This window comes from Pantoea sp. SGAir0175, assembly GCF_043547855.1.
Genome location: NZ_CP028081.1, coordinates 281052 through 304852 on the forward strand (window position 1 = coordinate 281052; position 23801 = coordinate 304852).

General features: G+C 59.4%; 25 protein-coding genes. 13 read left to right on the plus strand and 12 right to left on the minus strand.

Going from position 1 to position 23801, the window contains the following annotated elements:
• The first annotated feature begins 15 nt into the window (after nt 1–15).
• From C1N56_RS01220 to trpS, 5 genes are all read left to right on the plus strand, one after another.
• Nucleotides 16–1041: an SPOR domain-containing protein gene (locus tag C1N56_RS01220; RefSeq protein ID WP_394517028.1), complete on the plus strand. Its 1026-nt coding sequence runs from the start codon at nt 16–18 to the stop codon at nt 1039–1041.
• A 96-nt stretch (nt 1042–1137) separates the two neighbouring features.
• Nucleotides 1138–1950: an adenine-specific DNA-methyltransferase gene (gene dam / locus C1N56_RS01225; protein ID WP_021507424.1), complete on the plus strand. Its 813-nt coding sequence runs from the start codon at nt 1138–1140 to the stop codon at nt 1948–1950.
• Between the two features lie 65 nt (nt 1951–2015).
• Nucleotides 2016–2699: a ribulose-phosphate 3-epimerase gene (gene rpe, locus C1N56_RS01230; protein ID WP_021507425.1), complete on the plus strand. Its 684-nt coding sequence runs from the start codon at nt 2016–2018 to the stop codon at nt 2697–2699.
• Nucleotides 2683–3360, plus strand: coding sequence for a phosphoglycolate phosphatase (locus C1N56_RS01235; RefSeq protein WP_021507426.1), 678 nt, complete (start codon nt 2683–2685; stop codon nt 3358–3360). The genes rpe and C1N56_RS01235 overlap by 17 nt, the downstream gene beginning before the upstream one ends.
• A 15-nt stretch (nt 3361–3375) precedes the next feature.
• Nucleotides 3376–4380 (plus strand): tryptophan--tRNA ligase, encoded by a 1005-nt coding sequence (trpS, locus tag C1N56_RS01240; protein ID WP_058770971.1) that lies wholly within the window; start codon nt 3376–3378, stop codon nt 4378–4380.
• Nucleotides 4381–4596: 216 nt separating this feature from the next.
• Here trpS and C1N56_RS01245 read toward each other — a convergent pair whose 3' ends face one another.
• The 5 genes from C1N56_RS01245 to nirB all read right to left on the minus strand — a co-directional run bounded on the left by C1N56_RS01245 (nt 4597) and on the right by nirB (nt 10047).
• Nucleotides 4597–4866: a hypothetical protein gene (locus tag C1N56_RS01245; RefSeq protein ID WP_394517029.1), complete on the minus strand. Its 270-nt coding sequence runs from the start codon at nt 4864–4866 to the stop codon at nt 4597–4599.
• A gap of 72 nt (nt 4867–4938) precedes the next feature.
• Nucleotides 4939–6303 carry a siroheme synthase CysG gene (gene cysG, locus C1N56_RS01250; RefSeq protein WP_166711861.1) on the minus strand — a complete coding sequence of 455 codons (1365 nt, stop codon included), beginning with the start codon at nt 6301–6303 and terminating at the stop codon, nt 4939–4941.
• 46 nt (nt 6304–6349) lie between these two features.
• Nucleotides 6350–7153, minus strand: a complete 804-nt coding sequence (gene nirC / locus C1N56_RS01255) for a nitrite transporter NirC (protein ID WP_021507430.1) — start codon at nt 7151–7153, stop codon at nt 6350–6352.
• Nucleotides 7154–7183: 30 nt separating this feature from the next.
• Nucleotides 7184–7510, minus strand: a complete 327-nt coding sequence (gene nirD, locus C1N56_RS01260; protein WP_021507431.1) for a nitrite reductase small subunit NirD — start codon at nt 7508–7510, stop codon at nt 7184–7186.
• Nucleotides 7507–10047 carry a nitrite reductase large subunit NirB gene (nirB, locus tag C1N56_RS01265; protein ID WP_394517030.1) on the minus strand — a complete coding sequence of 847 codons (2541 nt, stop codon included), beginning with the start codon at nt 10045–10047 and terminating at the stop codon, nt 7507–7509. Before nirB ends, nirD begins: the two co-directional genes overlap by 4 nt.
• Before the next feature lie 235 nt (nt 10048–10282).
• On the opposite strand from nirB, the gene C1N56_RS01270 reads away from it, so the two are divergent.
• Nucleotides 10283–11566: a cytosine deaminase gene (locus C1N56_RS01270; RefSeq protein WP_394517031.1), complete on the plus strand. Its 1284-nt coding sequence runs from the start codon at nt 10283–10285 to the stop codon at nt 11564–11566.
• Nucleotides 11567–11614: 48 nt separating this feature from the next.
• On the opposite strand, the gene tsgA is transcribed toward C1N56_RS01270, so the two are convergent.
• Complete coding sequence (gene tsgA / locus C1N56_RS01275) at nt 11615–12793, minus strand: MFS transporter TsgA (protein ID WP_021507434.1); 1179 nt, start codon at nt 12791–12793, stop codon at nt 11615–11617.
• Between the two features lie 261 nt (nt 12794–13054).
• Between tsgA and ppiA the strand changes: the two genes are divergently transcribed.
• From ppiA to C1N56_RS01300, 5 genes are all read left to right on the plus strand, one after another.
• Nucleotides 13055–13627, plus strand: a complete 573-nt coding sequence (gene ppiA, locus C1N56_RS01280; RefSeq protein ID WP_021507435.1) for a peptidylprolyl isomerase A — start codon at nt 13055–13057, stop codon at nt 13625–13627.
• Nucleotides 13628–13727: 100 nt separating this feature from the next.
• Nucleotides 13728–13898 carry a YhfG family protein gene (locus C1N56_RS01285; RefSeq protein ID WP_021507436.1) on the plus strand — a complete coding sequence of 57 codons (171 nt, stop codon included), beginning with the start codon at nt 13728–13730 and terminating at the stop codon, nt 13896–13898.
• Complete coding sequence (locus tag C1N56_RS01290) at nt 13888–14481, plus strand: putative adenosine monophosphate-protein transferase Fic (RefSeq protein ID WP_021313655.1); 594 nt, start codon at nt 13888–13890, stop codon at nt 14479–14481. Before C1N56_RS01285 ends, C1N56_RS01290 begins: the two co-directional genes overlap by 11 nt.
• A gap of 41 nt (nt 14482–14522) precedes the next feature.
• On the plus strand, nt 14523–15098 hold the full coding sequence (locus C1N56_RS01295) for an aminodeoxychorismate synthase component II (protein ID WP_088517938.1): 576 nt from the start codon (nt 14523–14525) through the stop codon (nt 15096–15098).
• Nucleotides 15099–15185: 87 nt separating this feature from the next.
• Nucleotides 15186–16403 (plus strand): bifunctional acetylornithine/succinyldiaminopimelate transaminase, encoded by a 1218-nt coding sequence (locus C1N56_RS01300; RefSeq protein ID WP_058759292.1) that lies wholly within the window; start codon nt 15186–15188, stop codon nt 16401–16403.
• On the opposite strand, the gene C1N56_RS01305 is transcribed toward C1N56_RS01300, so the two are convergent.
• Nucleotides 16400–18475: a YccS/YhfK family putative transporter gene (locus C1N56_RS01305; protein ID WP_021507439.1), complete on the minus strand. Its 2076-nt coding sequence runs from the start codon at nt 18473–18475 to the stop codon at nt 16400–16402. The two genes, C1N56_RS01300 and C1N56_RS01305, sit on opposite strands and share 4 nt — an antisense overlap.
• Nucleotides 18476–18533: 58 nt before the next feature.
• Nucleotides 18534–19166, minus strand: a complete 633-nt coding sequence (crp, locus tag C1N56_RS01310) for a cAMP-activated global transcriptional regulator CRP (protein WP_000242755.1) — start codon at nt 19164–19166, stop codon at nt 18534–18536.
• A gap of 304 nt (nt 19167–19470) precedes the next feature.
• Between crp and C1N56_RS01315 the strand changes: the two genes are divergently transcribed.
• Nucleotides 19471–19875: an OsmC family protein gene (locus C1N56_RS01315; protein WP_021507440.1), complete on the plus strand. Its 405-nt coding sequence runs from the start codon at nt 19471–19473 to the stop codon at nt 19873–19875.
• A 70-nt stretch (nt 19876–19945) separates the two neighbouring features.
• Here C1N56_RS01315 and C1N56_RS01320 read toward each other — a convergent pair whose 3' ends face one another.
• The 3 genes from C1N56_RS01320 to C1N56_RS01330 all read right to left on the minus strand — a co-directional run bounded on the left by C1N56_RS01320 (nt 19946) and on the right by C1N56_RS01330 (nt 22114).
• Entirely contained in the window at nt 19946–20815 is an 870-nt protein-coding gene (locus C1N56_RS01320; protein WP_021507441.1) for a phosphoribulokinase, read from the minus strand.
• Between the two features lie 61 nt (nt 20816–20876).
• Nucleotides 20877–21095 (minus strand): YheU family protein, encoded by a 219-nt coding sequence (locus C1N56_RS01325; RefSeq protein ID WP_021507442.1) that lies wholly within the window; start codon nt 21093–21095, stop codon nt 20877–20879.
• A gap of 2 nt (nt 21096–21097) precedes the next feature.
• Nucleotides 21098–22114, minus strand: coding sequence for a hydrolase (locus tag C1N56_RS01330; RefSeq protein WP_058759291.1), 1017 nt, complete (start codon nt 22112–22114; stop codon nt 21098–21100).
• A gap of 60 nt (nt 22115–22174) precedes the next feature.
• Between C1N56_RS01330 and C1N56_RS01335 the strand changes: the two genes are divergently transcribed.
• On the plus strand, nt 22175–22777 hold the full coding sequence (locus C1N56_RS01335) for a LysE family translocator (RefSeq protein WP_031279689.1): 603 nt from the start codon (nt 22175–22177) through the stop codon (nt 22775–22777).
• 1 nt (nt 22778) lies between these two features.
• Here the strand turns inward: C1N56_RS01335 and C1N56_RS01340 are convergent, their stop codons facing one another.
• Entirely contained in the window at nt 22779–23759 is a 981-nt protein-coding gene (locus tag C1N56_RS01340) for a LacI family DNA-binding transcriptional regulator (RefSeq protein WP_021507445.1), read from the minus strand.
• Nucleotides 23760–23801 lie beyond the last annotated feature (42 nt).

The window sequence follows — 23801 nt, forward strand, 5'->3', positions numbered from 1 at the left end:
TACGGAGGAGGCTAAATGGATGAGTTCAAACCGGAAGACGAGTTAAAACCTGACGCCAGTGACCGCCGTCCCACGCGGCCTCGCAAATCGTCTTCTGCGCCGAAAGCGAAAGTACCGGTTTCCCGTCAGCATATGATGATGGGCATCGGCATTCTGGTGCTGCTGATTCTGGTGCTGGGCATTGGCTCCGCGCTGACCGGCCCGGACGAGAAGAAACCGGCCAGCAACAGCGCCAGCACCGGTAACGCGGCACCGGCTGGCGGCGGCAGTGAAAAGAATATCGACCTGTCAGGTTCAACCGCCATGAGCGGCCAGCAGAATGCCACGCCGTCGGCTGAGGGCAGTGCGCCGCAGAATACCGCCGGTAACGCCGCACCTGCCGGCAGTGACGGTCAGTCAATCTCCATGCCGTCTGTCTCCTCCACGCCGACTCAGGCAGCACCGGTTGACACACCGGCCAACCAGCAGCGCGTAACGCTGCCGGGCGATCTCAATACCGCGCTGAACAATCAGCAGGGTTCCGTTGATGCCGCGGCGCAGGGCGCACAGGGCAACAGTTCGCTGCCTACCGCACCGGCAACGGTCGGCGGCAGCGCTGGCAAAGCGGTCACGCCGCCGGCGGTACGCGCTGAGACGCCACCGCGCAGCCTCGGTGCCAGCAGTAGCAGCCACAAAACCCCGGCTGCCAGCAAACCGGCCGCAGTGAAAGAGAACAAAACGCACACCACCACCGCGCACAACAGCGCACCGGCCAGCAGTGGCGGTGCCAGCAAGTCGCTGCCATCGGGCGGCAACTACACGCTGCAGCTGAGCGGTGCGTCGAAAGAAGCTAGCCTGAACGCCTGGGCGAAGAAACAGAATCTGAGCGGTTATCACGTGTATAAAACCACGCGTAACGGCCAGCCGTGGTACGTGCTGGTGAGCGGCGCTTATGCCACACCGGCCGAAGCCAAACGTGCGGTAGCTTCACTGCCGGCGGAAGTGCGTGCGGCGAACCCGTGGGTTAAACCGCTCAGCCAGGTGAAGAAAGAGAGCCAGTAAGTGATGTGGGGCCGCGCTGCTGCGGCCCCGTTCTAAGCGCAGATCTGCTGTCGGTTTCGCCACAGCCAATAATTAAGATGTAATAGCCACGACAGCATGAAGAAAAATCGCGCTTTCCTGAAATGGGCCGGAGGGAAATACCCGCTGCTTGACGATATCCGTCGTCATCTGCCACAAGGTGATTGTTTAATCGAACCTTTTGTCGGCGCCGGTTCCGTATTCCTCAACACCGATTATGACCGTTATCACCTGGCGGACATCAACGGTGATCTGATCAATCTCTACAATATCGTCAAAACGCGCACCGCCTCGTTTATTGAAGACGCGCGCCAGCTGTTCAGCGCCAGCGGCAATACGGCGGAAACCTATTACGCCCAGCGTACGGCGTTCAACGCCAGCACGGATACCTATCAGCGCGCCGTGCTGTTTCTTTATCTCAACCGCCACGGTTACAACGGCCTGTGCCGTTACAATCTGCGCGGTGAATTTAATGTGCCCTTTGGTCGCTATCGTAAGCCGTACTTCCCGGAAGCCGAACTGTTATGGTTCGCCGAGCGCGCGCAAAAAGCCACCTTTGTCTGTGAATCGTACGATGTTACTCTGGGCAACGCCCCTGCAGGCTCAGTGGTTTATTGCGATCCGCCGTACGCGCCGCTGTCGGCGACGGCTAATTTTACCGCTTACCACACCAACAGCTTTAGTCTGCGCGAGCAGCAGCATCTGGCGGAACTGGCCAGTAAGCTGGCGCAGGAGAGCCGCATCCCGGTACTGATTTCAAACCACGATACCCTGCTGACGCGCGAGTGGTATCAGCATGCGGATTTACATGTAGTTAAAGCCCGGCGTTCCATCAGCCGAAGCATAAGTGGTCGCACTCAGGTTGACGAACTGCTGGCGCTTTTCCGCTAGCCTGTTTCGTCCGCGACCAACGCATCACGCCAGCTCCGGCTGGCGCACAAAATTGGGAGATTCGGATGAAACAATTTTTACTGGCCCCATCAATCCTTGCCGCTGATTTTGCCCGCCTGGGCGAAGATACCGCTAAAGCGCTGGAAGCCGGTGGCGACGTGGTGCATTTCGATGTGATGGATAACCACTATGTTCCCAATCTGACCATGGGGCCAATGGTGCTGAAAGCGCTGCGCGATTACGGCATCACCGCGCCCATCGATGTGCATCTGATGGTCAAGCCGGTCGATGCGCTGATCCCGGAATTCGCCAAAGCGGGTGCCAGCTTCATTACTTTCCATCCCGAAGCCAGCGAGCACGTTGACCGTACGCTGCAGCTGATCAAAGAGCACGGCTGTAAAGCCGGTCTGGTGTTCAATCCGGCAACGCCGCTCAGCTATCTCGATTACGTGATGGATAAGCTCGACATCATTCTGCTGATGTCGGTCAACCCAGGCTTCGGCGGCCAGTCCTTTATTCCGGGCACGCTGGATAAACTGCGCGAAGCGCGTCGTCGCATTGACCAGAGCGGTTACCAAATCCGTCTGGAAGTGGATGGCGGCGTGAAGATCGATAACATCGGTCAGATCGCGGCGGCCGGGGCTGATATGTTTGTTGCCGGCTCGGCGATCTTCGGTCATCCGGATTACAAGAAGGTGATCGATGAGATGCGCAGCGAACTGGAGAAAGTTAATGGCTCATTTCACTGATATCCGCGCGCTGGCGTTCGATCTCGATGGCACGCTGGTGCACAGCGCGCCAGGCCTGGCACAGGCGATCGATCTGGCGCTGGCCGATTTGCAGCTGCCGCCCGCGGGCGTTGAGCGCGTCTCGACCTGGATTGGCAACGGTGCGGACATCATGATGGCGCGGGCGCTCAGCTGGGCGCTGGGCCGTGAGCCGCAGGCCGACGAGCAGCGCGACGCGCGTGCGCTGTTCGACAAACATTACGCCGCAACGGTGGAAGCCGGCAGTACGCTGTTTCCACAGGTGCAGGAGACGCTGGCTGCGCTGCATGCCAGCGGTCTGCCGCTGGCCATCGTCACCAACAAACCCACACCGTTTGTTGCTCCGCTGCTGCAGTCGCTCGGCATTGCCGACTACTTTTCTCTGATCATCGGCGGCGACGATGTAGTGGTGAAAAAACCACATCCGGCGGCGATTTTCCTCGTTCTCGGCCGTTTCGGCGTGCTTCCAGGACAATTGCTGTTTGTCGGTGATTCGCGCAATGATATTCTCGCTGCCCAGGCGGCGGGCGTGCCAAACGTTGCGATGACCTTCGGCTACAACTACGGTGAGCCGATTGCCACCAGCCAGCCCGATTTAACTCTCGATACTTTTAGCGAACTTTTGCCCGTTCTCGGGCTGTGATTATCAGGACATAACATGAGCAAACCCATCGTTTTCAGCGGCGCCCAGCCTTCCGGTGAACTGACCATTGGCAACTACATGGGTGCGCTGCGTCAGTGGGTGCAGATGCAGGATGATTTCCACTGCATTTACTGCATCGTCGATCTGCACGCCATCACCGTTCGTCAGGACCCGGCCGCGCTGCGCAAAGCCACGCTGGATACGCTGGCGCTGTACCTTGCCTGCGGTATCGATCCGGAAAAAAGCACCATCTTCGTGCAGTCGCACGTACCGGAGCACGCCCAGCTGAGCTGGGTACTGAACTGCTACGCCTACTTCGGCGAACTGAGCCGCATGACGCAGTTCAAGGACAAATCGGCACGTTACGAAGAGAACATCAACGCCGGCCTGTTCGATTATCCGGTGCTGATGGCGGCCGATATTCTGCTGTATCAGACTAACCAGGTACCGGTCGGCGAAGATCAGAAGCAGCACCTTGAGCTGAGCCGCGATATCGCCGCGCGCTTCAATGCGCTGTACGGCGACGTGTTTAAAATTCCTGAGCCGTTTATTCCGAAGTCCGGCGCGCGCGTGATGTCGCTGCTGGAGCCGACGAAGAAGATGTCGAAATCCGATGACAACCGCAACAACGTGATTGGTCTGCTGGAAGACACCAAATCGGTGGTAAAGAAGATCAAGCGCGCAGTGACCGACTCGGAAGAGCCGCCGGTGGTGCGTTACGACATCAAAGAGAAAGCGGGCGTGTCTAACCTGCTGGATATCCTGTCAGGCGTGACCGGTAAGTCGATTGCGCAGCTGGAGCAGGAGTTCGAAGGCAAAATGTATGGTCACCTGAAAGGCGCGGTGGCAGATGCTGTGTCTGAGATGCTGACTGAGCTGCAGGAGCGCTATCATCGTTTCCGCAATGACGAAGCGTTCCTCAACCAGGTGATGCGCGATGGCGCAGCGAAAGCCCGTGCGCATGCCCAGGAAACGCTGAAGAAAGTGTATGACGCCGTAGGCTTCGTGGCGCAGCCATAAGCCGGTTTGCCGGGGCGCAGCACTACGCGCCCCGCAGGCTTTACTTCACCCGATGCAGCGTCAGCTCTGCGCCATCCCAGAATAGCCGCGCATTGCCGTCGGCCAGCACGCTCAGTACCGCGCCCGGTGCCGGTCCCCACGCCTGATTGCCACAGTGCACGTTGAAGCCATAGCGAAAGCTGAAATCACGATCCTGTCCGGCCCCGCTGGCGGCGCTCAGGCGCGGTTTTCCCTGGCAATTGTCGGTCGCCGGATTGATGCCGCGTTCGGCAGTACCGCGCGTCCAGCTAATCGCATTGGTTTAAACGCCACGCGCGCGCCCATAAACTGCGGATCGTTTTTGATGTAAATCTGGCCGTTCTCCTTTTTCGGCGTCACGGCAACCACCTGCCATTCGCCCGTGACCGATGACCACGTTACCGGGGCGGCACTCACCGCCGCGCTCAGCGGCATCAGCAGCGCCGCGGCCAGAGAAATAATGCGCATGGAAACTCCTTGTGATTGATTTGGCTGCTCAGTCTGGCGGCAAAGCGCAGCGCTGTACAGTATTTTACCGCATCAGAACCAGCGCAGCTGCGTGCGCAGGCTGACCACGCGGCCCACAATGATCAACGCCGGACTGGCAAACTGCTGTGCCAGCGTTGCCAGCTCCTGCAGCGTGGCGCAGGCGACGCGCTGCTGCGGCGTGGTGCCGTGCTGCACGATAGCCACCGGCATCGCTGCGTCCATCCCGTGCCGTAACAGCTGCTGCTGAATGTCGGCCGCCTGGCTGAGGCCCATATAAAACACCAGCGTCTGCTGCTCCGCCGCCAGTTTGCCCCACTCCATTTCGCCGTGCTGCTGCAGATGGCCGGTGACGAAGCGCACGCTCTGAGCATGGTCGCGGTGGGTGAGGGGAATACCGCTGTAGGCGGCACAGCCGGAGGCGGCGGTGATGCCCGGCACCACGCTGAACGGGATGTTATGCTGCGCCAGCACCTCCAGCTCTTCGCCGCCGCGGCCAAAAATAAAGGGATCGCCGCCTTTAAGGCGCACCACACGTTTGCCGCGCTGCGCCTGCTCCAGCAGCAGCTGGTTGATTTGTTCCTGCGGCACGCAGTGATGGCCCGCCTGCTTACCCACGAAGAGGCGTTCGGCATCGCGCCGCACCAGGTTAAGAATCGGCTCCGACACCAGCCGGTCATACACCACCACATCAGCCTGCTGGATAGCCTGCAACCCTTTCAGCGTCAGCAGACCGGCATCGCCCGGCCCGGCGCCGACCAGCACCACTTCGCCCTGCTGCGTCAGCGGCGCCGCAAACAAGGCATCGACCTGTGCGGCAGCGCGTGCCCGATCGCCGTTGGCCAGCGTCTGGGCCAGCCGATCGCTGGCAAAGAAGCGCTCCCAGAAGGCGCGGCGTGGCGCCATGGCGCTAAAATGCTGCTTCACGCGCTCGCGCAGTGAGCCCGCCAGCGCAGCCAGTTCGCCGAGATGCTGGGGCAGCATCGCCTCCAGCTTCTCGCGCAGCAGACGCGCCAGCACCGGCGCGCGGCCACCGGAAGAGACGGCGATCATCAGCGGTGAGCGGTCGACGATCGACGGCATAATGGCGCTGGCCTGCTGCGGCGCATCCACCAGGTTACAGAAGAGGCGGCGCTGTTCGGCGGCGTCAGCCACCTGCTGATTGACGGCATCATCGTTGGTGGCCGCAATCGCCAGCCAGCATTCATCCAGCCAGTCATCGGTAAATGCGCCGTGCAGTAACGTCACTTTTCCCTGTTGAGCCCACAGCTGAAATGCCGGGGAAAAATCCCGCGCGCCGACGTACAGCTCTGCGCCGGCCTCCAGCAGCAAACGCGCTTTGCGTTCAGCCACGTCGCCTGCGCCAACCAGTAAACAACGCCTGCCTTGCAGCCGACAAAACAGCGGAAAGTAATCCATAGCGAATCCTGAAAAAAAGCCCGCACGGTGCGGGCTGTGGAAGGGATTATACCGATTTCAGCGGCGAAGCCTGGGCTTGCGTCTGCGGGCGCTGCGCCTGCGGCGTGGCATACCAGTAGCCGAGACCCATCAGCACCATGCCGGAGAACATATTGCCGAGCGTCACCCACAGCAGGTTGTGACCGATGCCGCGCAGCGTCAGGTCGGCGCTGTGCTGGCCAAACCACGACAGCGCAAATACCGTCATGTTGGCGATGGAGTGCTCGTAACCGGAGGCGATAAACGCCAGCAGGCACCACCAGATAGCGATGAACTTCGCGGCACCTTCGCTGCGCACCGCCATCCAGATTGCCAGACACACCAGCCAGTTGCACAGCGCGCCTTTAAAGAACAGCGCCATCGCCGTCTGCGTGGTTTTCGCCAGCGCCACGCTGTGGATCAGCGAACCGGCGTTCGGCAGCAGCGCACCAGCGGCGTAGTAGTAGAGCAGGGCGACAAACACTGAGCCGATCAGGTTACCCAGCCAGGTTTGCGGCAGCACACACCACATCTGACCGTGGCTGATGGTGCCGGCTTTGACGCCCACGGTGAGGAACATGGTATGACCGGTAAACAGCTCGGAACCGGCGATGATCACCAGCGTCAGGGCAATACCAAAGGTGGCGCCCATCAGCAGTGGACGATACGCCGGGTCCGCCAGGTTGCCGAGGGTGAAGATCAGGATGATCGCCAGGCCAACATAAGCGCCGGCCATCGCCGATCCAATCCAGAAGGCCAGCGGGCTGTGCTGCGCGGTGCGTACAATGCGCGCCGCATTGGCGGCGCAGGTGTTCAGGGTGTCAGAAAACATAGTGACGTCTCATAAAGTGAAGGAATTCTGTCAGGCGCAGACTTCGACCTGGCCGTTGCTGACGCGCACCGCATAGCTCGCCACCGAGCGGCTTTCATCTTCCAGACAAACGCCATCACTCAGGCGAAAACGCTGTTTTTTCAGTGGGCTGGCGACCCACAGCGTGTGCTGGTGTTCGGCGATCAGGCCGCGCGATAACACGCTGGCCTCAGCAAACGGGTCGATGTTGCTCAGAGCGTACAGCTGCGCATCGTCGCGCGGGCGAAAGATGGCGATCTGCTGGCCGTTAACCAGCGCGCACACGCCGGTAGCGGGCAGGATTTGTGTGAGTTCACACACGGTGTACCACTGGCTCATGCGTCAGCCTCCTCGATCAGGGTAATAGCGATGCGCTCCGCCGGACGCGCCGGGCGATGCTGCTCGCGTTCACTGACGTGCTGCACCAGCGGGTCGCGCTGCGGGCTGTTAATAAACGTGGCGAAGTGCGCCTGCTGCTGCGGGTCGTTAACCGTGGCGGTCCATTCACAGCGGACGTCAGCGCGCAGACGCGTCAGCTCCTGCTCCAGCTGCGCGTTAAGGCCGAGCCGGTCGTCGATAATCACGCTGCGCAGATAGTCGATGCCGCCGTCCATGCTCTCCAGCCACAGCGAAGTGCGCTGCAGACGGTCGCCGGTGCGGATGTAAAACATCATGAAGCGGTCGAGATACTGCAGCAGCGTGTCGCGATCGAGGTCAGCCGCCAGCAGATCGGCGTGGCGCGGTTTCATGCCGCCGTTGCCGCACACGTACAGGTTCCAGCCTTTTTCGGTGGCGATGACGCCGACATCTTTGCCCTGCGCTTCGGCGCATTCACGGGTACAGCCAGAGACGCCAAACTTCATCTTGTGCGGCGTGCGGATGCCTTTGTAGCGGTTTTCCAGCTCAATGCCGAAGCCGAGGCTGTCGCCAACGCCATAGCGGCACCAGCTGCTGCCGACGCAGGTTTTCGCCATGCGCAGCGCTTTGGCATAAGCCTGTCCGGTTTCAAAGCCGGCGGCAATCAGCTGTGACCAGATCGCCGGCAGATCGTCGCGCTGCGCACCAAACAGGCCGATGCGCTGTGAGCCGGTGATTTTGGTGTAAAGGTTGTACTGCCGCGCCACTTCGCCCAGCGTCATCAGCCCCTGCGGCGTGATTTCACCGCCGGCGGTGCGCGGAATCACCGAGTAGGTGCCATCTTTCTGGATGTTGCCGAGATAGAGATCGTTGCTGTCCTGCAGCGGCGTGTGCTGCGGCTTGCGGATGTATTCGTTCCAGCAGGAGGCCAGCAGCGATCCGACGGTCGGTTTACACACTTCACAGCCGTAACCCTGGCCATACTTCGCCAGCAGCGCGTCAAACGACTTGATCTCCTCCACGCGGATCAGGTGATACAGCTCCTGGCGCGAATAGGCGAAATGCTCGCACAGGTGATGATTGACTTCGATGCCCTGACGGCTCAGCTCAGCGTTCAGCACCTGCGTAATCAACGGAATACAGCCGCCGCAGCCGGTACCGGCGCGGGTTTCGGCTTTCAGCGCCGCCACGGTGTGGCAGCCCGCCTGCACCGCGTTAACGATATCGCCTTTGCTGACGTCAAAGCAGGAGCAGATTTGCGCGCTGTCCGGCAGCGAATCGACGCCCAGCGCCGGTTTTTCGCCGCTGCCCGCCGGCAGAATCAGCAGCGCCGGGTTTTCCGGTAAGGCGATGCGATTGAGCGCCAGCTGCAGCAGATTGCCGTAGTCGCTGGTGTCGCCCACCAGCACCGCGCCGAGCAGAGTTTTGTTGTCTTCGCTGACGATCAGGCGCTTATACACGTGCTGCTGTTCATCGAGCCAGATGTAACTGCGCGCGCCCGGCGTGCGGCCATGCGCATCGCCAATGCCGCCGACGTCCACGCCCAGCAGCTTGAGTTTGGCGCTCATATCGGCACCGGCAAAGACGCTGTCACGCCCAACCAGCGCATCGCTGGCGACCTGCGCCATTTTGTAGCCTGGCGCCACCAGACCGTAAATCCGATCCTGCCAGGCGGCGCATTCCCCAATCGCGTAGATCGCCGCATCGCTGGTCTGGCAGCGATCGTTGATGGCAACGCCACCGCGCTGGCCGAGCGCCAGGCCGCATTGTTGCGCCAGCTTATCCTGCGGACGAATGCCGGTGGAGAACACGATGAAGTCGACGTCGAGCGCGCTGCCATCGGCAAACTCCAGCGTTTTACCGCCTTTAGCGTGATGCACAATCTGCCGGGTATTTTTGCCGGTATGGACCTGCACGCCCATCTGTTCGATCTTACGCCGCAGCTGTTCGCCGCCCTGTGTATCCAGCTGTTCCGCCATCAGCACCGGTGCAAACTCAACCACGTGCGTTTCAATGCCGAGATTTTTCAGCGCGCCCGCCGCTTCCAGTCCGAGCAGACCGCCGCCAATCACCGCACCGCGTTTGCTGCGGCGCGCGCAGGCTTCTATCGCGTTGAGATCTTCGATGGTGCGATAGACAAAGCAGTCGCTGCCCTCCGCGCCGGCGATCGGCGGGATCCACGGATAAGAACCGGTGGCCAGGATCAGCGTGTCGTAATGCACCGCACGACCGGTGTTGGAGTGAATCAGCTTTTCCTCACGGTTGAGGGTAATGGCGCGCTCGCCGAGCAGCAGATTGACCTGATGCTTTTCGTAGTAGCCTTCGCGCACCAGTGAGAGTTCTTCGGCGGTGTGGTGGGAAAAATAGGCGGAGAGATGGACGCGGTCATAGGCGACGCGGGGCTCTTCACAGAAAACGGTTATCGCGAACTGCTCAGGGACGGCTTTGTCGATCAGTTCTTCGATAAAGCGGTGGCCAACCATGCCGTTGCCAATAATAACGACACTGTGCTTGCTCATGCTTGCCTCAAAATTTGCGGGATCTGCGCCTACCTTAGCGCGCTGTTTCTGGCGCTTATTGACGTACATCAACTGCGGCTTTATATACCCATTTAGAGGTATGTTGCTGATTTTACGCGTTTTTATCTAAGTCTTTTATTTGGTTGAAAATTACCCAATGGCGGCAGAAAAGTTGCCAGCGGCGCGGCCGTTTTTCGTGCTAGCTTAAGATGTTGCGTTTTCAGCGGAGAAGGATATGACCCAGCAAGCGTTTAAGTGGATAAACAACCTGCGCCTGGCAGGCCAACCGGGTTTATGGCAGATCGAAATTCGCCACGGCAACATCAGCGCCATTATTCCGCAGCCGCCGCACGCGGCCGCCCAGCCGGATGCGCTGGATGCCGCCGGTGGCCTGGCGAGCGCGCCGTTTATCGAGCCGCATATTCATCTCGACACCACGCAAACCGCTGGCGAACCGGCGTGGAATCAGTCCGGCACGCTGTTTGAAGGCATTGAGCGCTGGGCTGAACGCAAGGCACTGCTCAGCCATGAGGATGTGAAGCAGCGCGCGCGGCAGACGCTGAAGTGGCAAATTGCCAACGGCATTCAGCACGTGCGTACCCACGTGGATGTGTCCGATCCCACGCTGACCGCCTTAACCGCGATGCTGGAGGTGAAAGCGGAGATGGCGCCGTGGATCGATATCCAGATCGTGGCCTTTCCGCAGGAAGGTATTCTTTCTTATCCCAACGGCGAAGCGCTGCTGGAAGAGGCGCTGCGCCTCGGTGCCGACGTCGTGGGCGCGATCCCGCATTATGAATTTACCCGCGAATATGGCGTCGAATCACTGCACAAGGCGTTTGCGCTGGCGCAGCGCTATGACCGGCTGGTGGACGTGCACTGTGACGAGATTGATGATGAGCAGTCGCGCTTTGTCGAGACCGTGGCGGCGCTGGCGCACCGCGAAGGCATGGGCGTCCGCGTCACCGCCAGCCACACCACGGCGATGCATTCGTACAATAACGCCTATACCTCACGGCTGTTCCGCCTGCTGAAGCTGTCGCAGATTAACTTTGTCGCCAATCCGCTGGTGAATATTCATCTGCAGGGACGCTTTGACAGCTACCCGAAACGGCGCGGCGTGACGCGGGTGAAAGAGCTGCTGGAGGCGGGTATCAACGTCTGCTTCGGCCATGATGATGTGTTCGATCCCTGGTATCCGCTCGGCACCGCCAGCATGCTGCAGGTGCTGCACATGGGGCTGCACGTCTGTCAGCTGATGGGCTATGAGCAGATCGACAGCGGTCTGCAACTCATCACGCACAACAGTGCCAAAACCATGCAGCTGGCGGATTATGGCGTGCAGGTAGGCAACGCGGCCAGCCTGATTATTTTGCCTGCTGATAACGGGTTCGATGCGCTGCGCCGTCAGGTGCCGGTGCGCTATTCGCTGCGTAAGGGCGTGCTGGTGGCGGCCACACAGCCGGCAAGCAGTGAAATTTATCTCGGTGCTAGCGAAGCGGTGACGTTCCGGCGTTAAGGGAGCGGGAAGGGGAATAGCGGCGCGAGGCTTCGCGCCGCTCGGGGATCAGGCAGTCTGGTGAGCGTGCTGGCGATGTTTGGTGACAAAGCCGAGCAGCACACACATCACAAACACCACCGCGTACAGCGCGTTCGCGGTGGACAGCGCCGCGTGGGCACCGCCTTTGGCCACGATCGGGCCGGTGACCACGAAGGTCAGCATGGTGCCGACGGTGCCGCAGGTGAGGATGAAGTTCACCAGCTTCGGCGATGACGCTTTGGTCTGCAGCGAGCCCAGCGTGATGATGGTGGTGTAAATGGCGCTGGAGAAGAAGCCAAGCGACATAATGATCCAGTGCAGCATGCTGGCATCGGTGGTTTTCACGAACCAGAACATCAGGCCGGTGGCCAGCAGCGCCAGCACCACCAGAATGCGTTGCAGGTCGAAGAAGCGCAGCAGGAAGCTGAACGCCCACATGCCGACCATATAGGCGGTCCAGAAGTTACCGACCAGCTGACCGGCGGCGGCGATATCCATGCCCATCGATTTGGTGGCGTATTCCGGCACCCAGGAGATGAAGCCGAGCTGGCCGAGGATGTAGCACAGTGCCGCGATCGACAGGAACAGCACGCCGATGCCCCACTTCTCTTTTTCGCCGCCCTGCACCGCGGCTTCGCTCTTCAGTACCGGGAACTCGACCATCAGCGTCAGGATGAAGATCGCCACGTAGATCACGCCAATGCAGGCGTAAACCCAGTACCACGGCAGCGCGCGCGCCAGCAGAATGCCCGCGATAATCGGGAAGATGGTGCCGGCCATGCTAAAGAACGAGTCGGTAAACAGCAGACGGGAACCGCGCTGGCGACCATCGTACAGATGGGTAATCAGGAAGGTGCCGATCGACATGGTGATACCGCTGACCACGCCGAGCACGAACATGCACAGCGAGAACACCGTGAGGTTATGGCTGGTCATCAGCCCGGCCACGGCGAGGATCATCAGCACAAAGCCAAAGATCAGCTGGCGCTTGAGTGGCACAATCACCATCAGCCAGGCGTTCAGGAACACCGCCGCCAGAATACCGGCGTTAAGGAAAGTGAAGGTGTTGCTCATCTCGGAGATGGGCAGCTGGAAATACTGGGCAATATTATCCAGCACCATACCGGTAACGATCACCAGTGCGCCGGTGAGCGCATAGGAGAAAAAGCTGATCCAGGTAAGGCCAATGCGATTACGGTTTGTCATGTTCTGAACCTGTGATGCGCCGACGTGGCAAAAAGTGTCATGAATTGTAAATGGATCTGTGATCGTAATAAACAAGCAGTGAAACGTGCGAGAAATATTTCATTAATAGTGTGATTTTCGTCACGCAAATGATTGCGCGACGGGAAAAGTATGACGATAGCAACATCAGCGTAAATATAGGTAAAACGCTGGCTCTTGTATTACATGCTCTTTACAATCAATCTCGTTTTTGAGCTTGCTCTCCAAGGTAAGGAATCTTTCATGCTTAAACGTACTTTGACAGCGGCGGTTGCCCTGTTAGCGCTCTCTTCTGTATCTGCTTCGGCTCTGGCGGCGAAAGGGGATACGCACGTGCTGCTCACCACCTCTGCGGGCAATATCGAACTTGAACTGGATAATCAGAAAGCCCCGGTTTCAGTAAAAAACTTTGTGGATTACGTGAATAACGGCTTCTACAACAACACCATTTTCCATCGTGTGATCCCGGGTTTCATGATTCAGGGCGGCGGTTTCACGGCGGATATGCAGCAGAAGCAGACCAACGCGCCGATCAAAAACGAAGCGGATAACGGCCTGCGCAACCTGCGTGGCACCATTTCCATGGCGCGTACCGCTGAGAAAGACAGTGCCACCAGCCAGTTCTTCCTGAACGTGGCGGACAACGCTTTTCTTGACCATGGCCAGCGCGACTTCGGCTATGCGGTGTTTGGTAAAGTAGTGAAAGGCATGGATGTGATCGACAAGATCGCCCAGGTGCCGACCAAAGATGTCGGGCCATACCAGAATGTGCCGTCAAAACCGATTGTTATCACTTCCGCGAAAGTCCTGCCGTAATCCCTCTGCGCGCCACCCCTGGGTGGCGCCGTCTGCCGCGCTCCGGCAAAGCTGAAATTTGCTCTTATACTTAGGGCACATCCTGCTTGCCGGAGGCGCTATGAGCAGCAAACTCACCGAAAAACAGAAAATCACGTTGTGGCAGCAAACCCGTGCGGCCAATTATCAGGCCAGCTGCAAACTGGCCGGTTATACGCTGAATGAACCTGCCGTCGAGAGCGCCCAGGCGGACGATCGTCTGGCATCGCTGAGGAGGCAATATGGCGGATAACAGCCTGGCGGTGCGCGATCCCTATTTGTGGCACAACGATGACGTGCTGAAAAACCTGCTGGAAATTCACGACGTGGCGCAGCTGCGTAAAGCCGAGCTGGCATTCAGCGCGGCGCGGCTGGCCACGCTGGCGCTCGGACCGGCCACGCCTGGCCTGCCGCACCTGCGCCACATTCACCGCACGCTGTTTCAGGATATCTACAGCTGGGCCGGCGAACTGCGTACTATCGACATCTGGCGCGACGACACGCCCTATTGCCACTGTGAGTACATCGAGAACGAGGGCAATGCGCTGATGAGCGCACTGGAGGAGGAAGAGGGCCTGTGCGACCTCGACCCGCAGACCTTCGTGGCACGCATCGCGCATTACTACTGTGAAATCTACGTCCTGCATCCGTTCCGTGCCGGTAACGGGCGGGCACAGCGCATCTTTTTCGAACAGCTGGCGCTGCACGCGGGCTATCTGCTGAACTGGGATACGCTGGAGCCTGAAAGCTGGCACCAGGCCATCGTCGCCGGCGTCGGCGGCGATCTCGCGCCGCTCAACGCGCAGTTTGCGAAAGTGGTGAGTCCGGCGCGTTAAAATGCGTAGAATAGCGGCGGTTTTACTGGCCTGAGGGCATTATGCTGCTGCTAATTGATAACTACGACTCCTTTACCTGGAATCTCTACCAGTACTTCTGTGAACTGGGCGCGCAGGTGCGCGTGGTGCGCAACGATGCGATGACGCTGGAAGAGATGACGGCGCTGCCGCTGAGTCATCTGGTGATCTCGCCGGGCCCCTGTACGCCGGATCAATCCGGCATTTCGCTCGAAGCCATTCGCCACTTTGCCGGACGGTTGCCGGTTCTCGGGGTATGCCTGGGCCATCAGGCCATCGCCCAGGCCTACGGCGCGCAGGTGGTGCGCGCGCGCCAGGTGATGCACGGCAAAACTTCTGCGGTGCAGCACACCGGCCAGGGCGTGTTCCGCAACCTGAATAATCCGCTAACCGTCACGCGCTATCACTCGCTGATTGTGGCGCGCGACACGCTGCCGCCGGAGTTTGAAGTCACCGCCTGGAGCCTGCGCGATGGCGTTGCCGATGAGATCATGGGCTTCCGCCATCGTACGCTGCCGCTGGAGGGCGTGCAGTTCCATCCGGAGAGCATTCTCAGTGAGCAGGGACATCAGCTGCTGGCGAATTTCCTCAATACGTAACTTCCGTTTGCCATTGCATGATTTTTTATGCATATTTTGTGATTATAATTTCACATCAGCTCAACAAATAACCCGATGAGGTCATCAATGGCAGCGGAAAATCTAGCGGTAAGCCGGGAAACGTTCGATAACGTTATTTTGCCTGTTTATGCACCTGCGCAGTTTGTGCCGGTCAAAGGCAAAGGCAGCCGCGTGTGGGATCAGCAGGGCAAAGAGTATATCGATTTCTCTGGTGGTATCGCGGTCACCGCGCTTGGCCATTGTCATCCGGCGCTGGTGGAAACGCTGAAAAGCCAGGGCGAAACCCTGTGGCACACCAGTAACGTGTTCACCAATGAGCCGGCACTGCGCCTCGCCAGTAAACTGATCGCGGCGACCTTCGCCGAGCGGGTATTCTTCGGTAACTCCGGTGCCGAAGCGAACGAAGCGGCGTTCAAACTGGCGCGCTACTACGCCTGCAAAAAGCACAGCCCATTCAAAAGCAAAATTATCGCTTTCCACAACGCCTTCCACGGCCGCACGCTGTTCACCGTCTCGGTGGGCGGTCAGCCGAAATACTCCGATGGCTTTGGTCCGAAGCCGGCGGATATCGTCCATGTGCCGTTTAACGATCTGGCCGCGGTGAAAGCGGTAATTGACGACCACACCTGCGCGATTGTGGTGGAGCCGATTCAGGGGGAAGGCGGCGTGATGCCAGCAACGCCGGAATTCATGCAGGGATTGCGTGCGCTGTGCGATCAGCACAACGCGCTGCTGGTGCTGGATGAAGTGCAGAGCGGCATGGGCCGCAGCGGTAAGCTGTTTGCTTACGAACACTATGGTATCAAGCCAGATATCATCACCACCGCTAAAGCGCTGGGCGGCGGTTTCCCGGTGAGCGCGATGCTGACCACCCATGAAATCGCCTCGGTGATGGCGCCGGGCGTGCACGGCACCACCTACGGCGGCAACCCGCTGGCCTGTGCGATTGCCGAAACCGCGCTGGATATCATCAATACGCCCGAGGTTCTGAATGGTGTCGACGCGCGTCGTGAGCAGTTTGTCTCGGCGCTGCAGAAGATCAATCAGCAGTTCGACATCTTCAGTGAAATTCGGGGCAAAGGGCTGCTGCTGGGTGCCGTACTCAACGCGCAGCACGCCAGCAAAGCGCGCGATATCCTCAACGCTTCCGCCGCTGAAGGCCTGATGGTACTGACCGCCGGCAGCGATGTGATTCGCTTTGTGCCGTCGCTGGTGATTGAGCCGACCGATATCGCAGAAGGCATGGCGCGCTTCGCCCGGGCGATCGCGAAAGTCCTGAACTAACCTTTCGGCTTCAGCACGCTGAGCCAGCGGCCGTGATGTGGGCGCTGGCTCCACGCCAGTGAAGAAATGGTGTGCATCACATTGAGGTGCTGCAGAATGCGCTTCACATGCTGTTCGACAATCGTCACCGGCCCCTCATTCAGATTCTCCGGCGCTTCCAGAATATTGCTGTCGTTGCCCGGCCCGTCGTAAGCCAGCCGCTGCTGACAGCGCTGCAGCGCAATTTCACAGGACTGCAAATAGCGCTCTGCCAGCTTTGGCGTCAGCATGGTGTGCTCGCGCGCCAGAATGGTCATGGCGTTGATGTGCTCGACGATAAACTGGCTGTGAGTCACCCACAGGCGCATATCTTTCAGATACTGGAAGTTAAAGCCCGGTTCGGTAGACGCCTGGTTGAGCGAGTTAAACAGCGCGTTGTGCGCCTGGTTAACCTTGACGCGCTGATACGCCAGCTTCTCCGGCGCCTGCTCCGGACCGAGCAGCAGGCGCAGCGCCTCCTGATACGCCTCCAGCGCGTCGTGCGCGTTATTGCGCAGCAGCCCGCTCTGCCATTGCGGCCATAGCCAGATCATGCCGGCGAAGGCAATCAGGCAGCCCATCAGCGTATCCATCATGCGCGGCAGCAGGAACTGCGCGCCGTTCAGCGACAGCAGCTGCAGTGAATACACCGCCGTCACCGTAAAGCCAATCATCGACCAGCCATAATATTTACGCGTGATCAGATAGCTGGCGAGGGTGATGACCAGCATGGTCAGCAGGGCAATCGACTCCGGAACAGCAAAGCGCAGCGACGCTGCGGCGATCAGCAAGCCGGCGAAGGTGCCGAGCGCGCGGTGCTGAATGCGCACGCGCGTGGCGCTGTAGCCGTTCTGGCTGACAAACATGATGGTCATCAGAATCCAGTAGGGCTTGGGAATATTGAAGAACAGCGCCAGCGCGCTGCCGAACATCAGCATCACCGCAAAGCGCGCCGCCGTCCGCAGCGCGGCAGATTTTAGCGACAGGTAGCTGCGCAGCGCCGGCAACAGCGGCAGGCGGCGCTGGCGATCGGCCATCAGGTCGCGGGTATACAGCGGCTTCTGCGTGCGCAGCACGCGCGCAATGCGGCTGAAATGGTAGAGGCAGAAATTACCGACCGGATTATCCGGGTGCTGCCGGGCAATTTTCTCCAGCGCGCCGAGCGGCTTTTCCATGTGGAAGCGTTCCGGCAGCTGGTGATAGAGAATGGCATCGGCCAGCACGCGTAGCCGTGCCGAAATGATTTTCGCGTTCCAGCGGATCACCGCCTCGGCGTGGCTCTGCTCCACCAGCTTTTGCACCTCTTCCGGCTGGTGCAGGCTGACCGAGATGTGCTCCTGCAGATCGAGCGCAACCTGAAAGGCGCGCGTCAGGCGTTTATGGCTGTTATCACGGCTGGCCGACAGCATATGCATCTGCTGGTAGCAGGTGGTGATCAGATCGACCGCTTTCTGCTGGCGCGCCAGTAATGGTGGCAGCGCTTTTTCCGGATCGGTCAGCTGCGTCAGCAGGGTGTATTTGGCGTCGCAGTAATCGGCCAGCTCGCGGTACAGCAGGCTGAGGGTCTCGCGCATCGGCTGCTCTTTCCACAGCCAGAACCAGAACCAGTTAAACAGCCCGTACCACAGCGTCCCGCCGATATACAGCAGCGGCGGGACCCACATCGGCATACGGCCGACGAGGCTTAAGGTAAAGATGGCGGCGATCAGCGTGCCGGGCAGCAAACGACCATGCAGCGGGCTGATTTCACCGGTCACGCCCACCAGCAGCGGCAACACCAGCAGAATCAGCGGCAGCGGCACAGCGTAAGCCGTGAGGTACTGAATCAGAAAACTGCCGCTGGCGAACAGTGCGCCGCCGACAATCAGCCGTTTGAAGAACCGCTTGTGTGGCGTATCCAGACCGGCGATGTTGCAGCAGGCCGGCACCAGGGAGAACAGCAGCCCTTTTTGCAGATCGCCAAACAGCCAGCCGAGCGCCACAGGCAGGCACAGCACCAGCGTTTGCCGCAGCGCATAGTTAACTTCCGGATGATAGATGATTCGACGCCACATCAGCTCATCGTAAACAGAAACGGCGCGATGTTGCCATCACGCCGTGGGTGAGAAGAAATCAGCGGGTGCCGTAAACGACGATGGTTTTGCCATGTGCGGAGATCAGGTTCTGATCTTCCAGCATTTTCAGGATACGACCCACGGTTTCGCGTGAGCAGCCCACGATCTGACCAATCTCCTGACGGGTGATTTTAATCTGCATACCGTCCGGGTGGGTCATGGCGTCAGGCTGTTTCGCCAGGTTGAGCAGCGTTTGCGCGATACGGCCGGTCACATCGAGGAAGGCAAGGTTGCCGACTTTTTCAGATGTTACCTGCAGGCGACGCGCCATCTGCGCCGACAGGCGCATTAAAATATCCGGATTGACCTGAATCAGCTGACGGAATTTTTTGTAGGAAATTTCAGCCACTTCGCAGGCGGTTTTCGCACGTACCCAGGCGCTACGCTCCTGGCCCTCTTCAAACAGGCCGAGCTCACCGATGAAATCCCCCTGATTGAGGTAGGAGAGAATCATCTCTTTGCCTTCTTCATCTTTAATCAGTACCGCGACGGAACCTTTCACGATGTAGTACAGCGTTTCCGCTTTCTCACCCTGATGGATGAGGGTGCTTTTGGATGGATATTTGTGAATATGGCAATGGGACAGGAACCATTCGAGTGTAGGGTCTGTTTGCGGTTTGCCGAGAACCATTCGCTATTATCCTCTGTTGTAATCGTGCCCAAAATACAGGGGGCAGTTTTCCCTGTCAGGCGGTGAAATCGTCCAGCGTTTCCCGTGAGGGACAGTTATTCGGGGGTGGATTCGTAAGCGATGCTTTTGATTCGTCCCGCTTTCGTCTTTCGTGACGAAAATATTTTCAGCACTGTTTGTAGCATAGCTTTTGCAACCTGTCTCCTGTTGTCTCGCTTCAGCAGGTGGGGGATGCGTCTGCATTGCTGTTTGTCAGGTGAAAGCGTACTCTGGCGGCAAAACCGCCGCTTCAGGAGAAAGAATAATGCAGGCACGAGTGAAATGGGTGGAAGGGCTGACCTTTCTCGGAGAATCCTCATCCGGTCATCAGGTATTAATGGACGGCAATTCCGGTGATAAAGCGCCCAGCCCGATGGAAATGGTGTTGATGGCTGCGGGCGGCTGCAGCGCGATTGACGTGGTGTCGATTCTGCAAAAGGGGCGCAACGATGTCGCCGATTGTGAAGTCAAACTGACCTCGGAACGCCGCGAAGAAGCGCCACGCATTTTTACGCATATCAATCTGCATTTTATTGTCAGCGGCAAAGCGCTGAGCGATAAAGCGGTAGCGCGCGCGGTGGATCTGTCCGCGGAGAAGTACTGCTCGGTGGCGATCATGTTGGGCAAGGGCGTCGAGATAACGCACAGCTACGAAGTGGTGGAGCTGTAATCCAGCCGGGAGCGCGGCCCTGCGCTCCCGATCTCAGCTCCTCCCGGCGAAACTGGCGCGTTAGCCTGCGCTATTCAATACGTTTTCCTTCAATCAACCGCTGCACCAGCGGCGTCATGATTAACTCCATCGCCAGTCCCATCTTGCCGCCCGGCACCACCAGCGTATTCATGTGGGAAATAAACGAGCCCTGGATCATCGCCAGTAAATAAGGAAAAGCGATGCCCTCCAGGCCGCGAAAATGAATCACCACAAAGCTCTCATCCAGCGACGGGATCTCACGCGCGGCAAACGGGTTCGAGGTATCCACGGTCGGCACGCGCTGGAAGTTGAGGTGCGTGCGGGAAAACTGCGGCGTGATGTAGTTGATGTAGTCTTCCATCGAACGCACCACCGAATCCATCACCGCTTCGCGCGAATGGCCGCGCTCGCTGGTGTCGCGCACCAGTTTCTGAATCCACTCCAGATTAACAATCGGTACCACGCCAACCAGCAGATCGACATGTTCAGCCACGTTATGCTGCTGCGTCACCACGCCGCCGTGCAGGCCTTCATAGAACAGCACATCGGTGTTTTCCGGCAGCGGCTGCCAGGGTGTAAACGTGCCCGGCACCTGATTCCACGGCACCGCTTCATCGTAGGTGTGCAGATATTTGCGCGACTGGCCGAGTCCGCTCTGACCATAGTCGCGGAAAGTCTGCTCCAGCAGGCCGAAGTCGTTGGCTTCCGGGCCAAAGTAGCTGATGTGACGCCCGAGGTCGCGCGCCTTACGAATCGCCATGTCCATTTCCGGACGGGTATAGCGATGGAAACTGTCGCCTTCTACTTCCGCCGCGTGCAGATCCAGCTGCTGGAAAATTTTACGGAAGGCGAGACTGGTGGTGGTGGTTCCGGCGCCGCTGGAACCGGTAACGGCTATGACTGGATGCCTGGCTGACATAACAGCGCTCCCTGTGAAGTCCGGCGATGAGCATTGTTACCACGAATTGCCGCCTGACGCATCAGCCGCGAAATTCCCGCCGCGGCATAATATTGACCGATTCATGCAATTCTGACCACACCAGTACCACCTCGCCCTGCTCGAGCTGGCGGCGCACGTCGGCCACTTTCTGCGTCAGGCTGCGCTCCTGCTCGCCATAATCGGTGCCTTCACGCAGCACAAAACTTTCTATCAGGTTTTCCAGCGTTGTCGGGTCGAGTTCTTGCCAGGGAATAATCACAGTTACATATCCAGATAAGTTGAGAGCCAGTCCGGCACGCGCTGCTCCAGCCACATTTTGGGTCGCAGCAGGCTGCCGCCCACGAAGCCGACGTGACCGCCTTGCTGCGTCAGCTGATACTCAATTGTGGCAGACAACTGCTGCGGCTGCGGGATCACCGCATCGGTCATGAAGGGATCGTCTTTAGCATGGATGATCAGCAGCGGCTTGCGCACGCCGGTCAGCAATGGCATGGCGCTGGCGCGCTGATAATAGTCGCGCGCATCAATAAAACCGTGGGCGCGGGCGGTAATCGCATCATCAAACTCACGCAGCCGGCGGAAGGCGCGCAGCTGCGTCAGATCGACCGGCAGCGTGCCCGGCCAGGCGCGCAGTTTGCGCGTGGCGTTTTTCTTCAGCTGGGTCAGCAGGTAGTGCTGATAAAAGCGTGAAAAGCCCACGTCCAGCTTCTGGCTGCACGGCTCCAGCGCCAGCGGCGCGGAAATGGCGACCGCGGCATCCAGCGGGGCCGACGTGCCCTGCAGCCCCAGCAGACAGGCCAGCATATTGCCGCCAAGCGAAACGCCGACCGCCGCAGTCGGCACCGTGCCCCATTCGCGCTGCAGCCAGTGCAGAAAATAGGTGGCATCTTCAGTTTCACCGGAGTGATAGATGCGCTGCAGGCGGTTAGGCTCGCCGCTGCAGCCGCGGAAATGCATGATCACCGCCAGCCAGCCGCGCGCCTGACACGCCTGCATCAGCCCATGGGCATACGGGCTGCGGAAACTGCCTTCCAGCCCGTGGAACAGCACCATGCGCGGCTTGTGACGTGCCTGTGCCGGATCTTCGCTCCACGCCAGATCGACGAAGTCGCCGTCCGGCAGATCGAGGCGCTGCCAGTGCGGGCGCAGCGTGACGCGCCGGCGCAGCAGGCGCGGCAGCAGCGTTTGCAGATGCGCATTGCCGAAGCCGCGCAGCGGGGTAAAGCGCTCGCCGCTCGGGCGATCAAAATAGCCTGGGATAGTACTTGTCTGATGCATAACTCGCTGATAGCTTCGATGGGTTGTTCGCTTTTCTGGGTGAGGAGCACCCGAATATACATGGAACTGAGTCTTTTTTTATCAATGCTGGGCTTTCTCTGGGTCGCGGCCATCACGCCAGGGCCCAATAATATGTTACTTACCGCCTCAGGTGCTAATTTTGGCTTCCTGCGCACCTTTCCACTGCTGATTGGTATCATGATTGGCATGCAGGTGATGTTGCTGATGGTGGCGTTTGGCATCGGCAGCCTGATTCTGCTCTATCCCTCACTGCATCTGGTACTGAAAGTGGCCGGTAGCCTCTACCTGCTGTGGCTGGCGTGGAAAATTGCCACCGCCGAATACGAAACGCTGGAGACCGACGATGCCAGCGTGAAGCAGATGCCTTTCTGGCAGGGCGGGTTACTGCAACTGATCAACCCGAAAGCGTGGCTGATGGCGCTGGGCGCGGTCGCCAGCTTCAGCCTTGCCGGCAGCGCCTATCTGCATTCCGTGGTGGCGATCAGCATCGGCATGGCGCTGGTGAACGTAGTTTCCGGCGTGATCTGGATGGGTTTCGGTTCGCTGATTGGCCGCCTGCTGCGCAGCCCGCGCGCGTGGAAAATCTTCAACCTCGCCATGGGTGCGCTGACCGCAGCCTGCGTGCTGTTGATCTGGCATTGAGTCAGCTGGAGGCGCGCTCAATGCGCGTCCACGGCAGTACTTCATGCACCACTGCCGCCTGACGCTGACGGATGCGCGCCAGCAGCAGCTGCACGCTGCGGGCACCCATCTGGTTCATCGGCTGGGCAATGGTGGTCAACGGCGGGTTGATGCTGCTGGTGAACGGAATGCCGTCAAAGCCGACCACCGCCAGATCCTCCGGCACGCGCAGTCCAGCCTCCAGAGCAGCGTGAATCACACCAACCGCCAGCACGTCTGATACCGCAAACACCGCATCCGGCCGCTCTGGCTGCGTTAGCAGTTCGCGCAGCGCCGCGCTGCCCGCTTCGCAGGAGATGTCGCTGGCGTAAGCGACGCCGTGCCAGTCAAGCCCCAGCTGCGTGATGGCGTCGCGATAGCCGCTTTCGCGCTGGTGCGAATAGAGATAGCGCATATCGCAGTTGACCAGCGCAATGCGCTGACGCCCTTTGCCGGCCAGATAATGCACCGTGTCATAGGCCGCCTGACGGTTATCGATGGTGACGCTGGAGGCGTTAACCGAGGGATCGTACTCCGCACACTGCACCCACGGCGCATCACCAATCAACTCTTTCAGTCCCTGCAGGCAGGCCGCGGCGTCCATGGTAATCACCCCATCCACCACTTTGCCGGCCAGCAGTGCCAGATAGGCGGTTTCGCGCCGCAGCTGTGACGCGGAATTACATAACAGGATGTGATAGCCGTGCGCTTCGGCCTCCGCCTCGATGCCCTGCACCACCCGTGAACAGAACGGATTGGTGATATCGGAAATCAGCACCAGCAACATGTTGCTTTGCGCGGTACGCAGCTGGCGCGCCAGCAGGTTGGGCTGGTATTCGCACACATTAATTGCGGCCAGCACCCGTTTACGCGTATCTGGCCGGACGCCAGGATGCTGGTTCAACACCCGTGAAACCGTGGCTTTCGACACGCCCGCGAGGCGCGCAACTTTCTCAATCGACATGGAGGCCAGTACCGCTGTAAAAGGGGGAAAAAATCAAGACGA

Coding starts and splice junctions, on each gene's coding strand:
- C1N56_RS01245 (WP_394517029.1), bottom strand. CDS start 4,866: ATGCGCATTATTTCTCTGGCCGCGGCGCTGCTGATGCCGCTGAGCGCG.
- nirC (WP_021507430.1), bottom strand. CDS start 7,153: ATGTTTTCTGACACCCTGAACACCTGCGCCGCCAATGCGGCGCGCATT.
- C1N56_RS01295 (WP_088517938.1), top strand. CDS start 14,523: ATGCTGCTGCTAATTGATAACTACGACTCCTTTACCTGGAATCTCTAC.
- ppiA (WP_021507435.1), top strand. CDS start 13,055: ATGCTTAAACGTACTTTGACAGCGGCGGTTGCCCTGTTAGCGCTCTCT.
- C1N56_RS01305 (WP_021507439.1), bottom strand. CDS start 18,475: ATGTGGCGTCGAATCATCTATCATCCGGAAGTTAACTATGCGCTGCGG.
- C1N56_RS01285 (WP_021507436.1), top strand. CDS start 13,728: ATGAGCAGCAAACTCACCGAAAAACAGAAAATCACGTTGTGGCAGCAA.
- C1N56_RS01320 (WP_021507441.1), bottom strand. CDS start 20,815: ATGTCAGCCAGGCATCCAGTCATAGCCGTTACCGGTTCCAGCGGCGCC.
- nirD (WP_021507431.1), bottom strand. CDS start 7,510: ATGAGCCAGTGGTACACCGTGTGTGAACTCACACAAATCCTGCCCGCT.
- C1N56_RS01235 (WP_021507426.1), top strand. CDS start 2,683: ATGGCTCATTTCACTGATATCCGCGCGCTGGCGTTCGATCTCGATGGC.
- cysG (WP_166711861.1), bottom strand. CDS start 6,303: ATGGATTACTTTCCGCTGTTTTGTCGGCTGCAAGGCAGGCGTTGTTTA.
- dam (WP_021507424.1), top strand. CDS start 1,138: ATGAAGAAAAATCGCGCTTTCCTGAAATGGGCCGGAGGGAAATACCCG.
- C1N56_RS01335 (WP_031279689.1), top strand. CDS start 22,175: ATGGAACTGAGTCTTTTTTTATCAATGCTGGGCTTTCTCTGGGTCGCG.
- rpe (WP_021507425.1), top strand. CDS start 2,016: ATGAAACAATTTTTACTGGCCCCATCAATCCTTGCCGCTGATTTTGCC.
- nirB (WP_394517030.1), bottom strand. CDS start 10,047: ATGAGCAAGCACAGTGTCGTTATTATTGGCAACGGCATGGTTGGCCAC.
- C1N56_RS01330 (WP_058759291.1), bottom strand. CDS start 22,114: ATGCATCAGACAAGTACTATCCCAGGCTATTTTGATCGCCCGAGCGGC.
- C1N56_RS01290 (WP_021313655.1), top strand. CDS start 13,888: ATGGCGGATAACAGCCTGGCGGTGCGCGATCCCTATTTGTGGCACAAC.
- C1N56_RS01270 (WP_394517031.1), top strand. CDS start 10,283: ATGACCCAGCAAGCGTTTAAGTGGATAAACAACCTGCGCCTGGCAGGC.
- C1N56_RS01300 (WP_058759292.1), top strand. CDS start 15,186: ATGGCAGCGGAAAATCTAGCGGTAAGCCGGGAAACGTTCGATAACGTT.
- C1N56_RS01315 (WP_021507440.1), top strand. CDS start 19,471: ATGCAGGCACGAGTGAAATGGGTGGAAGGGCTGACCTTTCTCGGAGAA.
- crp (WP_000242755.1), bottom strand. CDS start 19,166: ATGGTTCTCGGCAAACCGCAAACAGACCCTACACTCGAATGGTTCCTG.
- tsgA (WP_021507434.1), bottom strand. CDS start 12,793: ATGACAAACCGTAATCGCATTGGCCTTACCTGGATCAGCTTTTTCTCC.
- trpS (WP_058770971.1), top strand. CDS start 3,376: ATGAGCAAACCCATCGTTTTCAGCGGCGCCCAGCCTTCCGGTGAACTG.
- C1N56_RS01340 (WP_021507445.1), bottom strand. CDS start 23,759: ATGTCGATTGAGAAAGTTGCGCGCCTCGCGGGCGTGTCGAAAGCCACG.
- C1N56_RS01220 (WP_394517028.1), top strand. CDS start 16: ATGGATGAGTTCAAACCGGAAGACGAGTTAAAACCTGACGCCAGTGAC.